Below are 15,082 nucleotides of genomic sequence, written 5' to 3'. Positions count from 1 at the left end.
TTTATGTGTTTTTAGGACTTTACATACTAATATGATTCATTTTATAAGGAATTTATGATTATTAAAAGGGGTGTTGTAATATGTTACACAAAGGCAATGAAAAAATAAAAATAACTTTTAATGAACATTTTTTAAGTAGAGTCGATTTTATGAGAGCTGTTGTTAGATACTTAATGAAAAATGATAGGGACTGTAAAGTAATAGATTTTTATCATTTAATAGTTGATGACAAAAAATATTATTTAAGAGATCAAAATTTAACACCTGAAGGTGCAAAATGTATTCAAAATGCAATTTTAATTCCAGTAGATGAGTAAAATTTTATATTTATATATAAATTAAAAAGATTAAGAGATTTAAAAATAATTCTCTTAATCTTTTTGATTTTTTATTTAGTTAATCTCATATAAGGTTAGTAGTATATAAGCAAATAGAGGGGTTTAAAAAAGAATATTTTCTAAGTTTATATATAATATTTTAAATTGAAAGAACCAAGAGACTATTGGAAGGAGATCTCTTGGTTCTTATAATAATTATAACTAAAATAAATAATTATAATTAGAAGGCATATTTAATTTATTGAAAACCTAGCAATAATCCAACTTGATATACAAGTGTTGATAAAACTAAGGCAATTACAAATGTATATACAGCAGAGAATATAGTCCATTTCATAGAATTAGTTTCCCTTTTTATTGCCCCTAAGGCTGCTAAGCAAGGAGTATATAAAAGAGTCATAACTAAGAATGAAATTGCTGAAAGTGGAGTAAATACCTGTTGAATTACATTTATTAAGGCTTCCCCTTCTTCAACTCCAGCATAAACCATACCCATTGTTGCAACTACTGATTCTTTAGCTAATATACCAGTTATTAATGATACACCAGCTTGCCATGTTCCATATCCAGCTAGTACAAATAATGGAGCAACAAAGCTACCAATCATACCTAAAATAGAGTGTTCACTATTTGGTTCAACTCCTAGTGGTAATACAGATAAGGCCCAAAGAACTATCATCATTGGGAATATAATCATTCCAGCTTTCTTGAAGAAAGCACCTGCTTTTTCCCACATTAATAGGAATACATTCTTTATAGATGGCATTCTATAAGCAGGAAGCTCCATTACAAAATATGAAGATTCACCTTTAAATAGAGTTTTGCTAAATATTTTTCCACTTATTAAGGCAACTATAATACCTAGCACATATAAACTAAATAATACTAAACCTTGATGAGTAGGGAAGAATGCTTCAACGAATACAGCATATATAGGCATTCTAGCACCACAGGATATAAATGGATTAATAAGTATAGCTATCATTCTATCCTTTTTGTTTTCTAAGGTTCTAGTAGACATTATTCCAGGAACATTACATCCAACGGAAACTATCATAGAGACGAAGGTTTTTCCATGTAATCCTAAACCTCTCATAAGTCTATCCATAACGTAAGCAGCTCTTGCCATGTATCCACTGTCTTCTAAAAGTCCTAATAAGAAGTACATAACCATAATTAATGGTAAGAAAGAAAGAACAGCACCTACACCACCAAATAGTCCATCATTTATAAATCCTACTAGTAATTCAGGAGCACCCATATTAGAAAACCATTCAGATACAATTACACCTGCTTTAGCTATAAGATCTCCAAACCATTCTTGAATTCCAGCACCAATAATAAAGGTTAATTCATATAAACAATACATAATAAGTGCGAAAATAGGGATTCCTAAATATTTGTTTGTAACTATTTTATCTATTTTTTCAGTAGTTGTTACTTTCTTTTCACTAGGTTTCTTTATTACATCTTCAGTAATTGATGATATAAAAGAATATCTTTTATCAACAATAGACATATCTGCTTCAAAGCCTATATTTTTTTCTATGGTCTTATTACTTTCTTCAAGCTTATTAAATATACTTGGAGAATTTAATTGTTTTACTTTATCTTTTATATATTCATCATTTTCTAAAAGTTTTAAAGCTGTCCAATTAACAGGGAACTCCAATTTATTTTTATATGCTTCTAGCAAAGAAGAAAGGTTTTTTATTTCATTTTCAATATCTTCACCATAATTTATATTAATAAGTTTTTCATTCTTTTTTGAATGTATAGAAGTTTCTATTAATTCTTCTATTCCTCTATTTTTTAAAGCTGATGTTTTTATAATAGGAACACCTAATCTTTTAGAAAGTTTATTTGTATCAATTTCTATATTTAAAGCCTCAGCTTGGTCAATCATATTAAGGGCAATAACCACATTTGCTCCCATTTCTATAAGCTGAGTAGTAAGGTAAAGGTTTCTTTCTAGATTAGTTGCATCCACAACATTTATAACCACATCAGGTTTGTCCTTTAATATGTAATTTCTAGCAACAATCTCATCTTCTGAGTATGCTCCTAAGCTATAAGTTCCTGGTAAATCAATTACCTTGTAGCTTTCACCTTTAAACTTTAAAGTACCTTCTTTTTTTTCCACAGTAACACCGGGCCAGTTTCCTATATGTTGTCTTGATTTAGTAAGCAAGTTAAAAAGGCTTGTCTTACCACAGTTAGGATTACCAGCTAACGCAATAGTTAACATTAATTTTCCCCCTTAATAAAGTTTTAAATTTAGTAAAATACCCAATACCAACTCTAAAAGATTTTTATTTAGTCTTTTAGATAAACCATTTATATATTAATTAAAAAATAAATTATTATATTAAAGTATGTTTCTTATTAATACATAAAACATCTCAATACACCATTTAAAATATAATAATATTCATTATCAATTAAAAACAAAAATATATAGCTTAGATTTCTTTAACAAAGATTTTATTTGCTAAAGTTTTATCTAAAGCAAGACGTGATCCGCTTATACTAATTATTAGTCCTGTAGTATCATTTTTAATTACATCTATAATATTTCCCTTTGAAATTCCTATTTCCATAAGTCTTTTTCCTAGGGAATCATTAATAAGCATTCTTTCTATCTGAATAGAACTGCCTTCTTTAGTCAAAGACATAGGTATCATAAAAAGTTCCTCCTTTTAAGATATTAAGTACTAAACTAAAATGCTTTTAGCCTCGTTTTTTCTTAGAGTTAACTTATATCCTCTTACAATAACTTCAATAGGATCACCAAGAGGAGCCTTACCTGTGATTTCTAAAGTAACGCCAGGGGTAATTCCCATATCTAATAATCTTCTTTTTACAATACTGTCTTTTTGAATTCCTTTAACAATAAGTTTTTCACCTACTTGTTTTTTTTCTAAAGTATCCATTTTGCATATCCCTCCTAATTATAAAAAACTTAATTTTATCTAATTAAAATTATTTTTGTAAAACTAGTAACCCTTTTTCAGTTATTTCCCAGCCTGAAATAGAATTTAAACTTTTAGAACTCCCACAACCACATCCACATGATGAGCATTGGTCTTGAGAGCAGCCAGATAAAGAGATTTTCTTTATATATCCCTTTTGTTCTAGTTGTTCTTTGTAAATCTCAACCATTGTTTCACTTATATTAAGCTCTTTAGCAATAGTAGAGGATGAGAATTCATTTGAAATTTTCATTATTTTTAAGATAGCTTTTAACATTATATCACCTCTTTACATATCTAAGAAACAAATGATAATTAATCTCAATTGCTATTATAAGGAATTTGATAATTGTTTTCAATTGAGTTTTGCTATAGAATATTTCTATTAGAGCAAAATAACTCCTTTAGAAATAGATATCCTAGTAAATACTGGTATTAACTTAGATTTTTATTTTAAAGGAATAAAATAAGTAGGAAATTAAGTTATTTAGGGATGATATAAAATAAAAGATATTAGTTTATGAGTGAAACTATTTAAATAAATTTTATTTGAAGTGAAAATAAAAAAAGTGAGAAATATATTCTCACATAATAGTAAAATAAATTAATTTAAAAATAAGTTTTGAAATGAGGTTACTAAAATAGCAATATAAGGTTTATACATAATTTTATTAAAGTGAATTTGCTGTGTAAGTAAATTTGTATGGAATTTAAATAAAGGAGATGTGGATAGTAAAAAAGTTTTTAGGTAAAACCATACTGTACAAAAGTAAGGAGGTGTTTATGTATAAACCTATATGATTATTTATATGTAATTTCTAGGTTTTGGTGAATAATTTTAAATATACTATTATATTTAAAATTTTGAATTAAGTTTAACATTATTTCGCATAATAACAAATAATATTTATAATTTATAGATTTAATTATATTAAGCAATAATCTTTATAGAAGGATTTAATTTTAAATCTAACAATTTGATTTTATGTTAATTATAATAAATAAAGTTTAAAGGAGGAATTAAGTTGGAAAATTCATTAATGTTTTGTTATCAATGTGAGCAAACAGTTGGAGGAAAGGGATGTACTAAAAGAGGGGTGTGTGGTAAGACGCCAGAAATAGCAAATCTTCAGGATTTATTAATTTACCAATTGAAGGGAATATCATGTTATGCAAAAGAAATCCTTGATAAAGGAGGAAATATTGATCAAGAGGTGGTAAAGTTTGTAGAAAATGGGCTATTTACAACCTTAACCAATGTAAACTTTGATCCAGAAGTTCATATCAATCTTCTGAAAAAATCTCAAAAAATAAAAGAAAAACTTAGAAAGATTGCTCCAAAAGGAGAATATCCAGAGCACGCTATATATAATTTAAGTGATAGTAAAGATGAGATGTTAAAAGATGCTATTAAAGCTGGAATAATGTATGATGATAGCTTAGATCAAGATATAAGATCTTTAAGATCAACAATTTTATATGGATTGAAGGGAATAGCAGCATATGGACATCAAGCTAGGTTTATTAACTTTATAGATAAGGAAGTAGATAATTTTTATTTTAAAGCCTTAGAAGCCACTACTAATAATAAACTAAGTTCAGAAGATTTAATAGAATTAACTATGAAAACTGGAAATATAGCTATTGCAGTAATGAAGTTATTAGATGATGCTAATACAAGTAAATATAAGAATCCGACTCCTCATAAGGTAAATATAACTTTAAAAAAAGGACCTTTTATAATAGTATCAGGACATGATTTGAGAGATTTAGAAATGCTTTTAGAGCAAAGTGAAGGAAAAGGAATAAATATATATACACATGGTGAGATGTTACCAGCTCATGGTTATGATGGATTAAAAAAATATAAGCATTTAGTTGGGAATTTTGGATCTGCATGGCAAAACCAACAGAAGGAGTTTGATGACATTCCAGGATGTATTTTAATGACAACAAATTGTTTAATGCAACCTAGGGAAAGCTACAAGGATAGAATATATAGTACCAGTGTAGTTGGTTGGGAAGGAATAAAACATATAAAAGCTGATGAAGATGGATATAAAGATTTTTCAGAGATTATAAACAAGGCTCTTGAACTTGGTGGTTATGATGAGGATGAAGAATATAAAGAAATTTTAGTTGGTTTTGGACACAAAACGACTTTAAGTAATGCAGAAAAAATAGTCTCTGCAGTTAATGATGGAAATATAAAACATTTCTTTGTAATAGGAGGATGTGATGGAGCAAGACCTGGAAGAAATTATTATACAGACTTTGCAAAATTAGTACCTAAGGATTGTATAATTTTAACTTTGGCTTGTGGAAAATATAGATTTAATAAATTAGAGTTTGGAGAGGTTGCAGGGTTACCAAGATTATTAGACATAGGACAATGTAATGATTTGTATTCAGCAGTTAAAATAGCAACAAGCTTAGCTGATGCTTTTGATACCAATGTAAATTCATTGCCTCTTAGCATAATACTTTCATGGTATGAACAAAAAGCCGTGGCTGATTTATTAGCACTATTAGCTCTTGGAATAAGAGGAATATATTTAGGACCATCATTACCAGCTTTTTTATCACCAAATGTACTTCAATATTTAGTTGATAATTTTGACCTTAAACCAATAAGCACTCCAGATGAAGATCTTAAAAGTTGTTTAAGACAAAATTTATAATAAAATATTAAGAAGTCATATCAAAAAGGAAGAAATGAGTTTTATTTAAATTATAACATTAAAAAATAAGAGAAAGTTAATTCTTTCTCTTATTAAGAGTGATTTTAAAAAGCAAGACCTAAGTCTATAGGTTTATACTTTTTATTTTGATTAAGATTTAGATTAGTTTAAAGGAGATTTTAGGGTAATATTATTATAGGAGTCTTTAGTTTATTATGTTTATACTTTGGTTAATTTCTTTTAAGCAATTCTTAGGTACTGGATAAATAAGATTACTTAAATATAAAGTTCTTTGGTTTCTTATTATTTAAATAGTTTATTCTATCATAAACTTTATGTAATTATGTAAAATGGATTAAATCCATAATTGAGCTTGTAAAATAAATGCGTAGCTAATTAGCAAAAAAGAATTAGAGGAGAGCATTAACATAGCTACACATTTAATTAACTATATTTTTAGTTGTGTTATTTTACATGTCTATATAAAATCAACACTATTTTGAAAATTGTCTATTAATAAAAATATAAACTATTTAGGTTTAATCTTTATAATATATAACTTTTATATCTTCATTAAGGATTATAGACATAGTTTTAGATTTCTATACAATTTACATAAAATAATTTTAAAATTTAAAAAGGATTATTATTACCTTAGTTTTTTTATTAATAAGGTTCTACCATCTTGCAAAAAGATTCTAGTGTTAGAAAAGCCATTGTATTTCCAAAAAAGTTCATTTCTTTTGTTAGTAGGGGTAAGTTCTATAGTTTTAGCACCTTCTTTTATCATTTTTTCTTGAAGCTTACTATATGCAATTTTACCTAAGCCTTTATTTCTAAATTCTTTGTTTATACAATACTCTAATATTATAGATTTCCCACTTTCATCAATGTATATAATGTAAGTTGCAAAACCTATTATTTTATCTTTCTCCTTAAAAAATATTATTTTTAGGGGGTTAAAATCTCTTTCAGAAAGTTCTAAAACAGAATCTTTATATTCTTTAGATAAAAAATATTCAAAGGTTTCTTTAGAGATTGGACTTGTTTTAAAAATATAGTTTATATAATCATGGAACATATTCCAAAATAGATTTAAATCTTTAAAGCTTTCAATTTCATAAATTTTAATACTCATAATTAAATATGTAAAGTTTATATTTAAATATAAACTTTATCAAAATCCTCCTTTCAAAATTATAAACCTATATATTAAGTAAAATAAATTAAGTAAAAAGTAGGGTTCTCTTAAATATAGAAGGAGATTTTAAAATGAGAACCCTTAATAAGTATGAGTTTTAAATTATATATTTATATATATGATTTTATATAAGGATATATTAATATATGGATTAAATTAAATAATTTTCAATTGGTTTGATTTACCATGACGAAAAATGGAGGTTTTATGGTATAATAAGGGAATAGGGGAAAGTTATTTCATAAACCTTATATTTCTATATAAGGTTTATATTTATGTGCCTAGAATTTCATTAAAAAGTTATTAATGAGAAGTATAGTGAGTTGTTATTTGGTATTATATTTGAATTTTATCTATAATTTAAAACAAATGGGGAGGTGAATGTCACTAATATTATAAAGTAAGTATTTAGAATACTTTATATTTAATGTATTTTAAGACATACTAGGATAAGTTGTAGTGAATTTTAATTAAATTACAATCTTATTTAAAGATTTTATTAGATTAGTGGCTAAATTTTTGAAGTTAATTTGGAAAGGGAAGTTTAACGGTGTAGAGGATCTTCCAATAGGTGAATTGCCTGAAAACGCTGTAAGGTTTGAAGAACCAGAATCAGCTGAGGAGCTAGCTAAAGAAACTAGAAGATTTTTAATACCCGTTGTAATATTTTTGCTTATAGTTATTTTTCTTAGAATAAAAACTAATGGATTTTTTGGAGTGAGTGATGTACTAAATATTTTTGGAATTATCTTAATACCATTTAGTATATTACCACATGAATATTTGCATGCTATATTTTTCCCAAAAGATGCAGAGGTTGAAATGTGGTATTCTATTAAGCAAAGGTTGGCTCTAGTTACATCTAATACAGCCATAACAAAGAAAAGATTTATATTTTTAAGTCTTTTTCCAAACATAGTATTTGGGTTTTTACCTCTTATAATATGGATTTTTATACCTAGTGATATGAGTTTTATATCAGGAATTTTATTTACTTTTGGTTTTATAAGTTTAACCATAGGGTCTGGAGATTTTATGAATATTTATAATACCATAAAACAAGTTCCTAAAGATGCTATGGTTCAAATTTCTGGGTTAAATTCTTATTGGTTTTTTAAAGAAAAATAAATTAAATGTATATATAATAAGTTTAGGCATATATAATTAAGAAAAAATTTAATATAAAAAGCAAGTAATTTTACTTGCTTTTTATTATTTTTTAAAGAAAAAATAATAAAAAAAATGATATAATAAGTTAAAGTTTTATTTTACTCAATGGATAAAAATTAGAATTAGGAGGAATTCACCATGAATTTTTTTAATAAAAATGAAGAAGAAAATAGTGCTGTAGAAGAGAAAAGTGCTGTAGAAGTTGCTGTAAATGAAAAGGGTAATGTAGAAAATGTTACTTTTGACAAAAGCGAAGCTGTGGCATATGGTGTTGATTTAGAAGCAGAATTAGAAGATGATAAAAAAGATGAAAAAAATAATGAAGTAGATGAACAAGGAGAACTTTTAAATCCAATACCTACACCAGTTAAGCAAGGTGAAAATATGTTAGACTATGTTGTTACTCTTTCAGATGAACAAAAAATTAAGTTAAATGAGCTTATACAAGCTAATGATTTTTCAGGAGTAAGTAGATTGCTTTCAGAGCATAAAAGAATAATTTCAACTCCTAAAGAGTTATTTAACATAGTTTTAAACTTTAATGATAGCAAAATAATTCCTTTTAAATCTGCTATGGTACTAGGATTAGATGAAATAGATGCATTTAATGTTTTAGCAAGACAATATCCTATATTAAAAGAACTTGAAAGAAATAAAATATCCATAAAGAAAATTAATAGGGTTCAACAATCGCAAATTATTCTTGTAGATGGAGAAATGAAATTATCTTAAGTTAATATTAGAAGATTAAATAATCTTTTATTAAGATATTAGATTATTTTTAATAGACAATCTTTAAAGGTTTAAAAAAGAGATTTTATGATTAGAGTTAAATCATAAAATCTCTTTTAACTTATATTAAATAATATAAGATTTTAATATTTAGTTTCTAAATATGTTTTTTATTTTGGCATGAAAGGATAATCTTAAAGATTACTCCTAGTATAAAAAAGCCAAAAAATATACTTAAAAGACTTAATGTGTATATGTGAGTTGATAACAATAAGTCAAAAAATAGACCCATGAACAATCCAAATATAACATAGGCTAAAATAAAAATTTTGTTTTGTTTATAAGTAGAATTTCTCATAAAACAACACCCCTTTAATCCCCTTTTATACTTTCATTATACAACAAAATATAGAATAATAGGTTATGTATGGAAGTTAAGTATTAAATATATAAGTATTTAGATATTTAATACTTTTATTTATAAGAAAGTCATTTTAATGTGCTTTATTTTGATAATTATGTAAAATTTATGGTGTTTTTTTAAGGGGTATAATAGGCTATTAAATAATGCCTTTTAAAAATAAGAGTATAATTTTATTAATAAAGTTATGTAAGTTAATTTCTGTAATATAGTACATAAATTCATACTAAATATTAGTTGTATTACAGTAGTTAATTTGCACTTATTTATAATTATTTTTTTGAAAAAGAAAGGATGATTATTATGATTAGCGAAAGGGTAGATTTATTAATTAATAACGGTGAGATTTTAGATGAGATTGAAGGGACTTCTGAGAGAAATATTGATAGAAAATATAGTGCCTTAAACCTAACATTAAGAAATGAAATTGCTAACATAGATAGAATAGAAAAAGCAATAAAACTTATAAAAGAAAATACTTCAGCTTTTTCAGAATATAGAAGCAGAAATTTATTGAACTTATCTGTAAATATATCCTTAGAAGAGGATATGGACAAAGCTTTAAGTGAAATAGAAAACATTTATATTAATCTTAAAAGTGAATTTTCACAAAGTAGATATTTAATGTTAGCAGCAGAAGAAATATTCTTCTCAAGAAATTTTATTAATGTTGAAGAAGTGATAATGAATACAAAAACTGCGTACAAGTATATGAAGAAAAATCATAGATTTGAGACTAAAAGAGAAGATCTTTGCTCAGCAGCAATGATTGCTATGACTTCAGAAAATCTTGAAGAAACCTTTGATGAAATCAATGAATGTTATGATATTTTAACAGATTGCGGTTTTTCAAAAAATAATGATTTAGAATTATTAAGCAATGTGTTATCAATAATAAATATGCCTGTTGATATAAAATGTGCACAAGTAAGGGATTTAGCAACCAATTTAAAAGAAAATAAGGTTGAGTTTAAGAAATCTTATCTTCCAATACTAGGAATAGCAGCCTTTGTAACTGATGATTACAATAAGTTAAGTAAAAATGTTTTAGATGTTTCAGAGACTTTAAAAGAAAATGAAGGATTTAGATCAGTTACTGTGGATGAAAAAGCTAGAAATATTATGGCTTTAATTTTAGTGGTTAAGGAATATTTGGATAATTTAAAGGATGATTCTAAGCTAAAGATTATAAAGAAATCTTCAGATAAATCCTTAGAGGATGTATTTGCAATTGCTTCATCTGGTAGTGTTACCATTGAAGAAGTTGATATAACTGTTACAGAATAATTAGCTTAAAATTTATTATATAATTAATTTATAAAGTAAAAAGTATTTTTAACAAAAATGGAATGGAAGTTTGTATTTGTGATTAAGGGCGATATTAAAATATGAAATTATTTTGATACACGCTCTTTTTCTTTTAAAATAAATTTTAGAATAAAAGTTATAAAATATTTAGCAATAAATGGTATAATTAACTGATGGAATAATTGGGATTTTGATTTAATAAGGAGGGAGAAAATGTATAGATATGAATATGTAGAAGCACAAGCAGAAGGGTTCTTTAATAGTGCTAATCATAGAGAAATTATTGATGAATATGCTGAGAGAGGATTTAAATTTATCACTGCAATACCTACTAGTTTTAGTAGCTATGGAAGTATAAAAACCTTTGATTTAGTTTTTGAAATAGAAATAGAATAATTATATTATTAAAATTATTGATAGCATAAGTAAGATAAAGGAATCTATAATAAACACTTTAATATAGATTCCTTTATTTGTATAACTACATCCAAGTTATTTTAGCTTCTTTTCTTGGTACAGTTCTTTTATATTTAACTTTAGGATAACCAATAACCATACAGTTTACTAAGGATTCATTCTCTTTTAAGCCTAAGAATTCATTTATTTTAGGGTTTACTTCAGAGGCTCTTTGTAAAAATCCACTAAAATATGTTCCAAGTCCTAAAGCATTGGTCATAAGCTCCATATTAGATGCTGCAAGAGAAGCATTTACAGTAGATTCTGATTTAACAATTATAAGTGCAGGAGCTTTAAAGAATAGTTTATCTTCACCATTTGGATCTTCTAAGAAATCATTATACATTTTAATCCACATATAACAATATCTCTTTATATTTTCAGGAGTAGTTTCTTTATTTAATAAATTTTCTCCTAGAGATTTTAAGGTTTCTAGGACTATTTTTCTAAGTTCTTGAATCTTATCTTTTACAACAACATAAGAAACATTTTGAAGATTACTACCTGTTTGAGTAAATCTTCCTGCTTCTATTATTTTTTCAAGTTTTTCATCTTCAACATCTCTGTTTTGGAAAAGTCTTGTACTTCTTCTGAACTTAATAAAATTTAAAAGTCTATCTGAATCAATATCAAAACTTTCTTTGTTATATTCTTGAATTTTACTCATATCGTAATCTGAATCTGAAACAGCCTCCTTAGGACAAATAGCAATACAGTGCCCACATTCTATACAACTTTTATTTTTTATATGGGCCTTACCATCTACCATTTCTATATCACTAACTATACAGTCTTGCATACAAAGAGTACAGCCTATACATTTACTAGTATCTACATTCATCATAATAAATCAACCTACCTATCTAATAATTTATATATCTAAATAAAATTATAGTAATCATGAATTTTTAAGACAAGTACGCAATATTTATTTAGTTACTTACAAAAAGTTAAGTATTGAAGTTAATTTTATTTAATTTAATATTATATAATTTATAATGGATTTAAAGTAAATAAGACTTTAGAAAAAAGTGGAAGATATTTGTATAAATGCTTTATTTAAGAAGAAGTAAAATAGACTATTAAGAAATATTATTATGTGATATCATTAAGCAGTAAAATAAATTTTAGGACCGGTGTTATATGAAAAAACATAATAAAAGGAAGATTAATGAAAAGCATATAGAACACGCTTTAAAGGTTTTAAGTGGTAAATGGAGATTAAAAGTTTTATGGGAAGTTTCTAGCTATGAAAGCATAAGATTTAATCAGCTACAGAAAAACGTTGAAGGAATATCTAGTCTTATGCTAACAAGAGTTTTAAAGGATCTTATAGACAATAATCTTATTATAAGAACTCAATTTAATGAAGTGCCTCCCCATGTTGAATATTCTTTAACTGATTTAGGGAGAAGTCTATGTCCTATAATAAGGCTTTTAGAGGATTTTGGCAAAAAGACATTAGAATAAAAAATATAAAAAGTCAAAATTTACTTAAAATACAGTTTAAAATTAAGGTTTAAAAGAGGAGTTTTAATATCCAAATTAGGTAGGAATATTAAAACTTCTTATTTTTTTATTTAATTTTCAATCTTTAAAATTTACTTATAAAATATAATTTGAATAAGAAATAAAATATGAACAAATTGTAACTAAATGTGGTACAATTTTTATAGAAGTATATTTAAAATAAGCAAATAAGAGTTTGAAAGAAGGAGAAAGCCTTGGAAGTAAATAGTATAAGAAAAACTTTAAAAAAGGCATTACCACCAACTATTTTATCTATGGTTTTACTTTTAGTAAATTTAAAGTTTTTTGGATTAAGTAATATAATTATTGCAACTTATATGACTTTAACATTTATAAGAATGAGGACATATCTAATAATTGAAAATAATATTTTTAAGCCCTTATTTATACAATTAGCCATAGGGGTATTAGCCTCTGTTGCAAGTATGGGAGGACTTTTAGAAGTATTAATAAACTTTTTTGGAATAATAATATTGGTTTATTTACTTACAGATGAGTATAATCCAGATAGTTATTTTCCTTACTTAATGGCCTTCGTTCTTCTTCAAATGTTTCCAGTAAAATTTGATCAAATTTCTAATAGGCTTTTAGGAATTTTTGTATCATACATAATAGTTTATTTAGCTTTAATGATTGTATCACCTAAGGGAGAAGATAATAAAATTCAAGAACTAATAAAAAGTGGATTTGAAAATATTCATTCTCAATTTAAAAATCTTTATTATGATGATATAGATAAAGTTAAAAGTGAACAGATAGAGCTTTTTGATATTTGCAGAGAGCTTAATAGATTTGTGTATTCAGGTGGAAGAAGAAAGTACTATCAAATTATGATTGCTTTTCAACATATAAATAATATTATACATGATCTAAAAAGTTCAAAGGAAATAATTGAGGAAAATAAAAAGGAATTTAAAAGGTTTTATAAGTTATTTAAATATCTTGAAAATAATTTTAATGATTATAAATTATGTGATGAAAAGTTAGAGGGATTTAAAAAAGAATTTAAATTTCACAATAAAAATCTCACTTTTTATACAAGTTTAGTTTTAAGATATTTATCAGAATCTATAGAACATTTGAATTATCATAGATTTAACTTAAGGAAGTTTTTAAACTTTAAAAATAACAAGGATTATTTTCAAGTTTATAGTAAATATAACTTTAAACTTAATGAATTTAAACTTAGATTTGCCATAAGAATGTCAGTTATAGTAACTTTAGCTTTTTTCGTAATTAGAAGATTTTCCTTACCAAAGGGATATTGGTTGCCAATGACAGTCTTTATTTTAGCTCTTCCTTTTTATGAAGATAGTAAAGCAAGGGTTTACGCTAGATTTAGAGGAACTATTTTAGGAGTTATAGTAGCATTTTTACTATTTTCTGTTTTTAAAGGACAAGAGATGCATTTTGTTATAATTTTAGTTACAACATTTTTTATGTATGCTTTTAAAGATTATGCAACAATGAGTATATATGTAACTTGCTATGCTTTGGCCATAACTACCATATCTATGAGTGATGGGGAAGCGGTTATATTAAGACTATTATACACAGGAATCGCTGCTATAGTAGTATTATTTGCTAATAAATTTATTCTTCCTAATAAAAATCATGTTGAACTTATAAATATGGTGAAAAGGTTAATTGATTTAGATAAGGTTATGATCACTAAAGTAAGAGAAGCACTAGAAAAAGATTTTGATGAAATGGAATTAAGAAGAATTATTTATTCTTCATATTTAATTAGTGGGAGAATACAAATGCATACAAATCCTAGTGATGAAAAAGAAGATAAAGAAATTAAAAAGTTTATGCTTTCAAATAGTGAATTTACAACTTCAATTATAAACTATGCAGTTGTTTTAAGTAATTCAAATAAAGGAGCCTTAGATTATGAGTATATAAATGAGGGTATAAGTTTGATTGAAGAAAAATTAAGGAGTTTTAAGGAAGAATTTTTTTATAATCCTAATTACATAGGAAGCTTTTGTAAAAACATTCAATTAATAGACCATGAGGATAATTATAAGAATTATTGTTTAATTAAGTGTGTAGACAGGGTTTATAACCTTGAAAAGAATTTAAATGTATTAAAGAAAACAATAATAAATTAAGATAATAATTTTAATATTCAATTTAAAAAATCCTTTATTTTAAAAATAAAATTAACTTTTTACTTAACTTAACATATTTAATCATTTATATGCATATATAAATAATAGTTGCTTAAATTTTATCTTTAGGTAAGACTTAAAGGAGGAGATGCTCTT

The 15,082-nt window shown here is 25.4% G+C and carries 14 protein-coding genes; 8 read left to right on the top strand and 6 right to left on the bottom strand.

The genetic code is table 11. From position 1 onward, the window contains the following. The first annotated feature begins 80 nt into the window (after positions 1–80). Positions 81–317 carry a hypothetical protein gene (locus tag I6G60_RS11025; protein WP_003451889.1) on the top strand — a complete coding sequence of 79 codons (237 nt, stop codon included), beginning with the start codon at positions 81–83 and terminating at the stop codon, positions 315–317. A 259-nt stretch (positions 318–576) separates the two neighbouring features. On the opposite strand, the gene feoB is transcribed toward I6G60_RS11025, so the two are convergent. The 4 genes from feoB to I6G60_RS11005 form a co-directional block, all read right to left on the bottom strand. Continuing rightward, on the bottom strand, positions 577–2,586 hold the full coding sequence (gene feoB, locus I6G60_RS11020) for a ferrous iron transport protein B (RefSeq protein WP_195390572.1): 2,010 nt from the start codon (positions 2,584–2,586) through the stop codon (positions 577–579). A gap of 214 nt (positions 2,587–2,800) precedes the next feature. Continuing rightward, on the bottom strand, positions 2,801–3,022 hold the full coding sequence (locus I6G60_RS11015) for a FeoA family protein (protein ID WP_003456171.1): 222 nt from the start codon (positions 3,020–3,022) through the stop codon (positions 2,801–2,803). 30 nt (positions 3,023–3,052) lie between these two features. Then, positions 3,053–3,271 carry a FeoA family protein gene (locus tag I6G60_RS11010; RefSeq protein WP_003463636.1) on the bottom strand — a complete coding sequence of 73 codons (219 nt, stop codon included), beginning with the start codon at positions 3,269–3,271 and terminating at the stop codon, positions 3,053–3,055. Between the two features lie 49 nt (positions 3,272–3,320). Further along, a complete protein-coding gene (locus I6G60_RS11005; RefSeq protein ID WP_004457350.1) occupies positions 3,321–3,587 on the bottom strand; it encodes a FeoC-like transcriptional regulator in 267 nt (88 codons plus the stop codon). A gap of 748 nt (positions 3,588–4,335) precedes the next feature. Here I6G60_RS11005 and hcp point away from each other — a divergent pair. Continuing rightward, positions 4,336–5,991 carry a hydroxylamine reductase gene (hcp, locus tag I6G60_RS11000; RefSeq protein ID WP_004457143.1) on the top strand — a complete coding sequence of 552 codons (1,656 nt, stop codon included), beginning with the start codon at positions 4,336–4,338 and terminating at the stop codon, positions 5,989–5,991. 649 nt (positions 5,992–6,640) lie between these two features. Here hcp and I6G60_RS10995 read toward each other — a convergent pair. Continuing rightward, positions 6,641–7,129, bottom strand: coding sequence for a GNAT family N-acetyltransferase (locus I6G60_RS10995; protein ID WP_197925323.1), 489 nt, complete (start codon positions 7,127–7,129; stop codon positions 6,641–6,643). Between the two features lie 582 nt (positions 7,130–7,711). Between I6G60_RS10995 and I6G60_RS10990 the strand changes: the two genes are divergently transcribed. From I6G60_RS10990 to I6G60_RS10975, 4 genes are all read left to right on the top strand, one after another. Continuing rightward, on the top strand, positions 7,712–8,320 hold the full coding sequence (locus I6G60_RS10990; protein ID WP_003474530.1) for a DUF3267 domain-containing protein: 609 nt from the start codon (positions 7,712–7,714) through the stop codon (positions 8,318–8,320). A gap of 180 nt (positions 8,321–8,500) precedes the next feature. Beyond that, on the top strand, positions 8,501–9,094 hold the full coding sequence (locus I6G60_RS10985; RefSeq protein WP_197925321.1) for a hypothetical protein: 594 nt from the start codon (positions 8,501–8,503) through the stop codon (positions 9,092–9,094). Positions 9,095–9,818: 724 nt separating this feature from the next. Next, a complete protein-coding gene (locus I6G60_RS10980; protein WP_195934968.1) occupies positions 9,819–10,802 on the top strand; it encodes a DUF4003 family protein in 984 nt (327 codons plus the stop codon). A gap of 234 nt (positions 10,803–11,036) precedes the next feature. Continuing rightward, on the top strand, positions 11,037–11,219 hold the full coding sequence (locus I6G60_RS10975) for a DUF4177 domain-containing protein (protein WP_057231299.1): 183 nt from the start codon (positions 11,037–11,039) through the stop codon (positions 11,217–11,219). Between the two features lie 85 nt (positions 11,220–11,304). Here I6G60_RS10975 and I6G60_RS10970 read toward each other — a convergent pair whose 3' ends face one another. Further along, complete coding sequence (locus tag I6G60_RS10970; RefSeq protein WP_195390570.1) at positions 11,305–12,123, bottom strand: nitroreductase family protein; 819 nt, start codon at positions 12,121–12,123, stop codon at positions 11,305–11,307. 299 nt (positions 12,124–12,422) lie between these two features. Between I6G60_RS10970 and I6G60_RS10965 the strand changes: the two genes are divergently transcribed. Beyond that, a complete protein-coding gene (locus I6G60_RS10965) occupies positions 12,423–12,749 on the top strand; it encodes a winged helix-turn-helix transcriptional regulator (protein ID WP_142712145.1) in 327 nt (108 codons plus the stop codon). Between the two features lie 254 nt (positions 12,750–13,003). Then, on the top strand, positions 13,004–14,926 hold the full coding sequence (locus tag I6G60_RS10960; RefSeq protein ID WP_142712146.1) for an FUSC family protein: 1,923 nt from the start codon (positions 13,004–13,006) through the stop codon (positions 14,924–14,926). Positions 14,927–15,082: the final 156 nt, after the last annotated feature.

The organism is Clostridium perfringens (assembly GCF_016027375.1).
GTDB lineage: Bacteria > Bacillota > Clostridia > Clostridiales > Clostridiaceae > Sarcina > Sarcina perfringens.
This window is presented reverse-complemented; position numbering and strand designations above follow the sequence as displayed.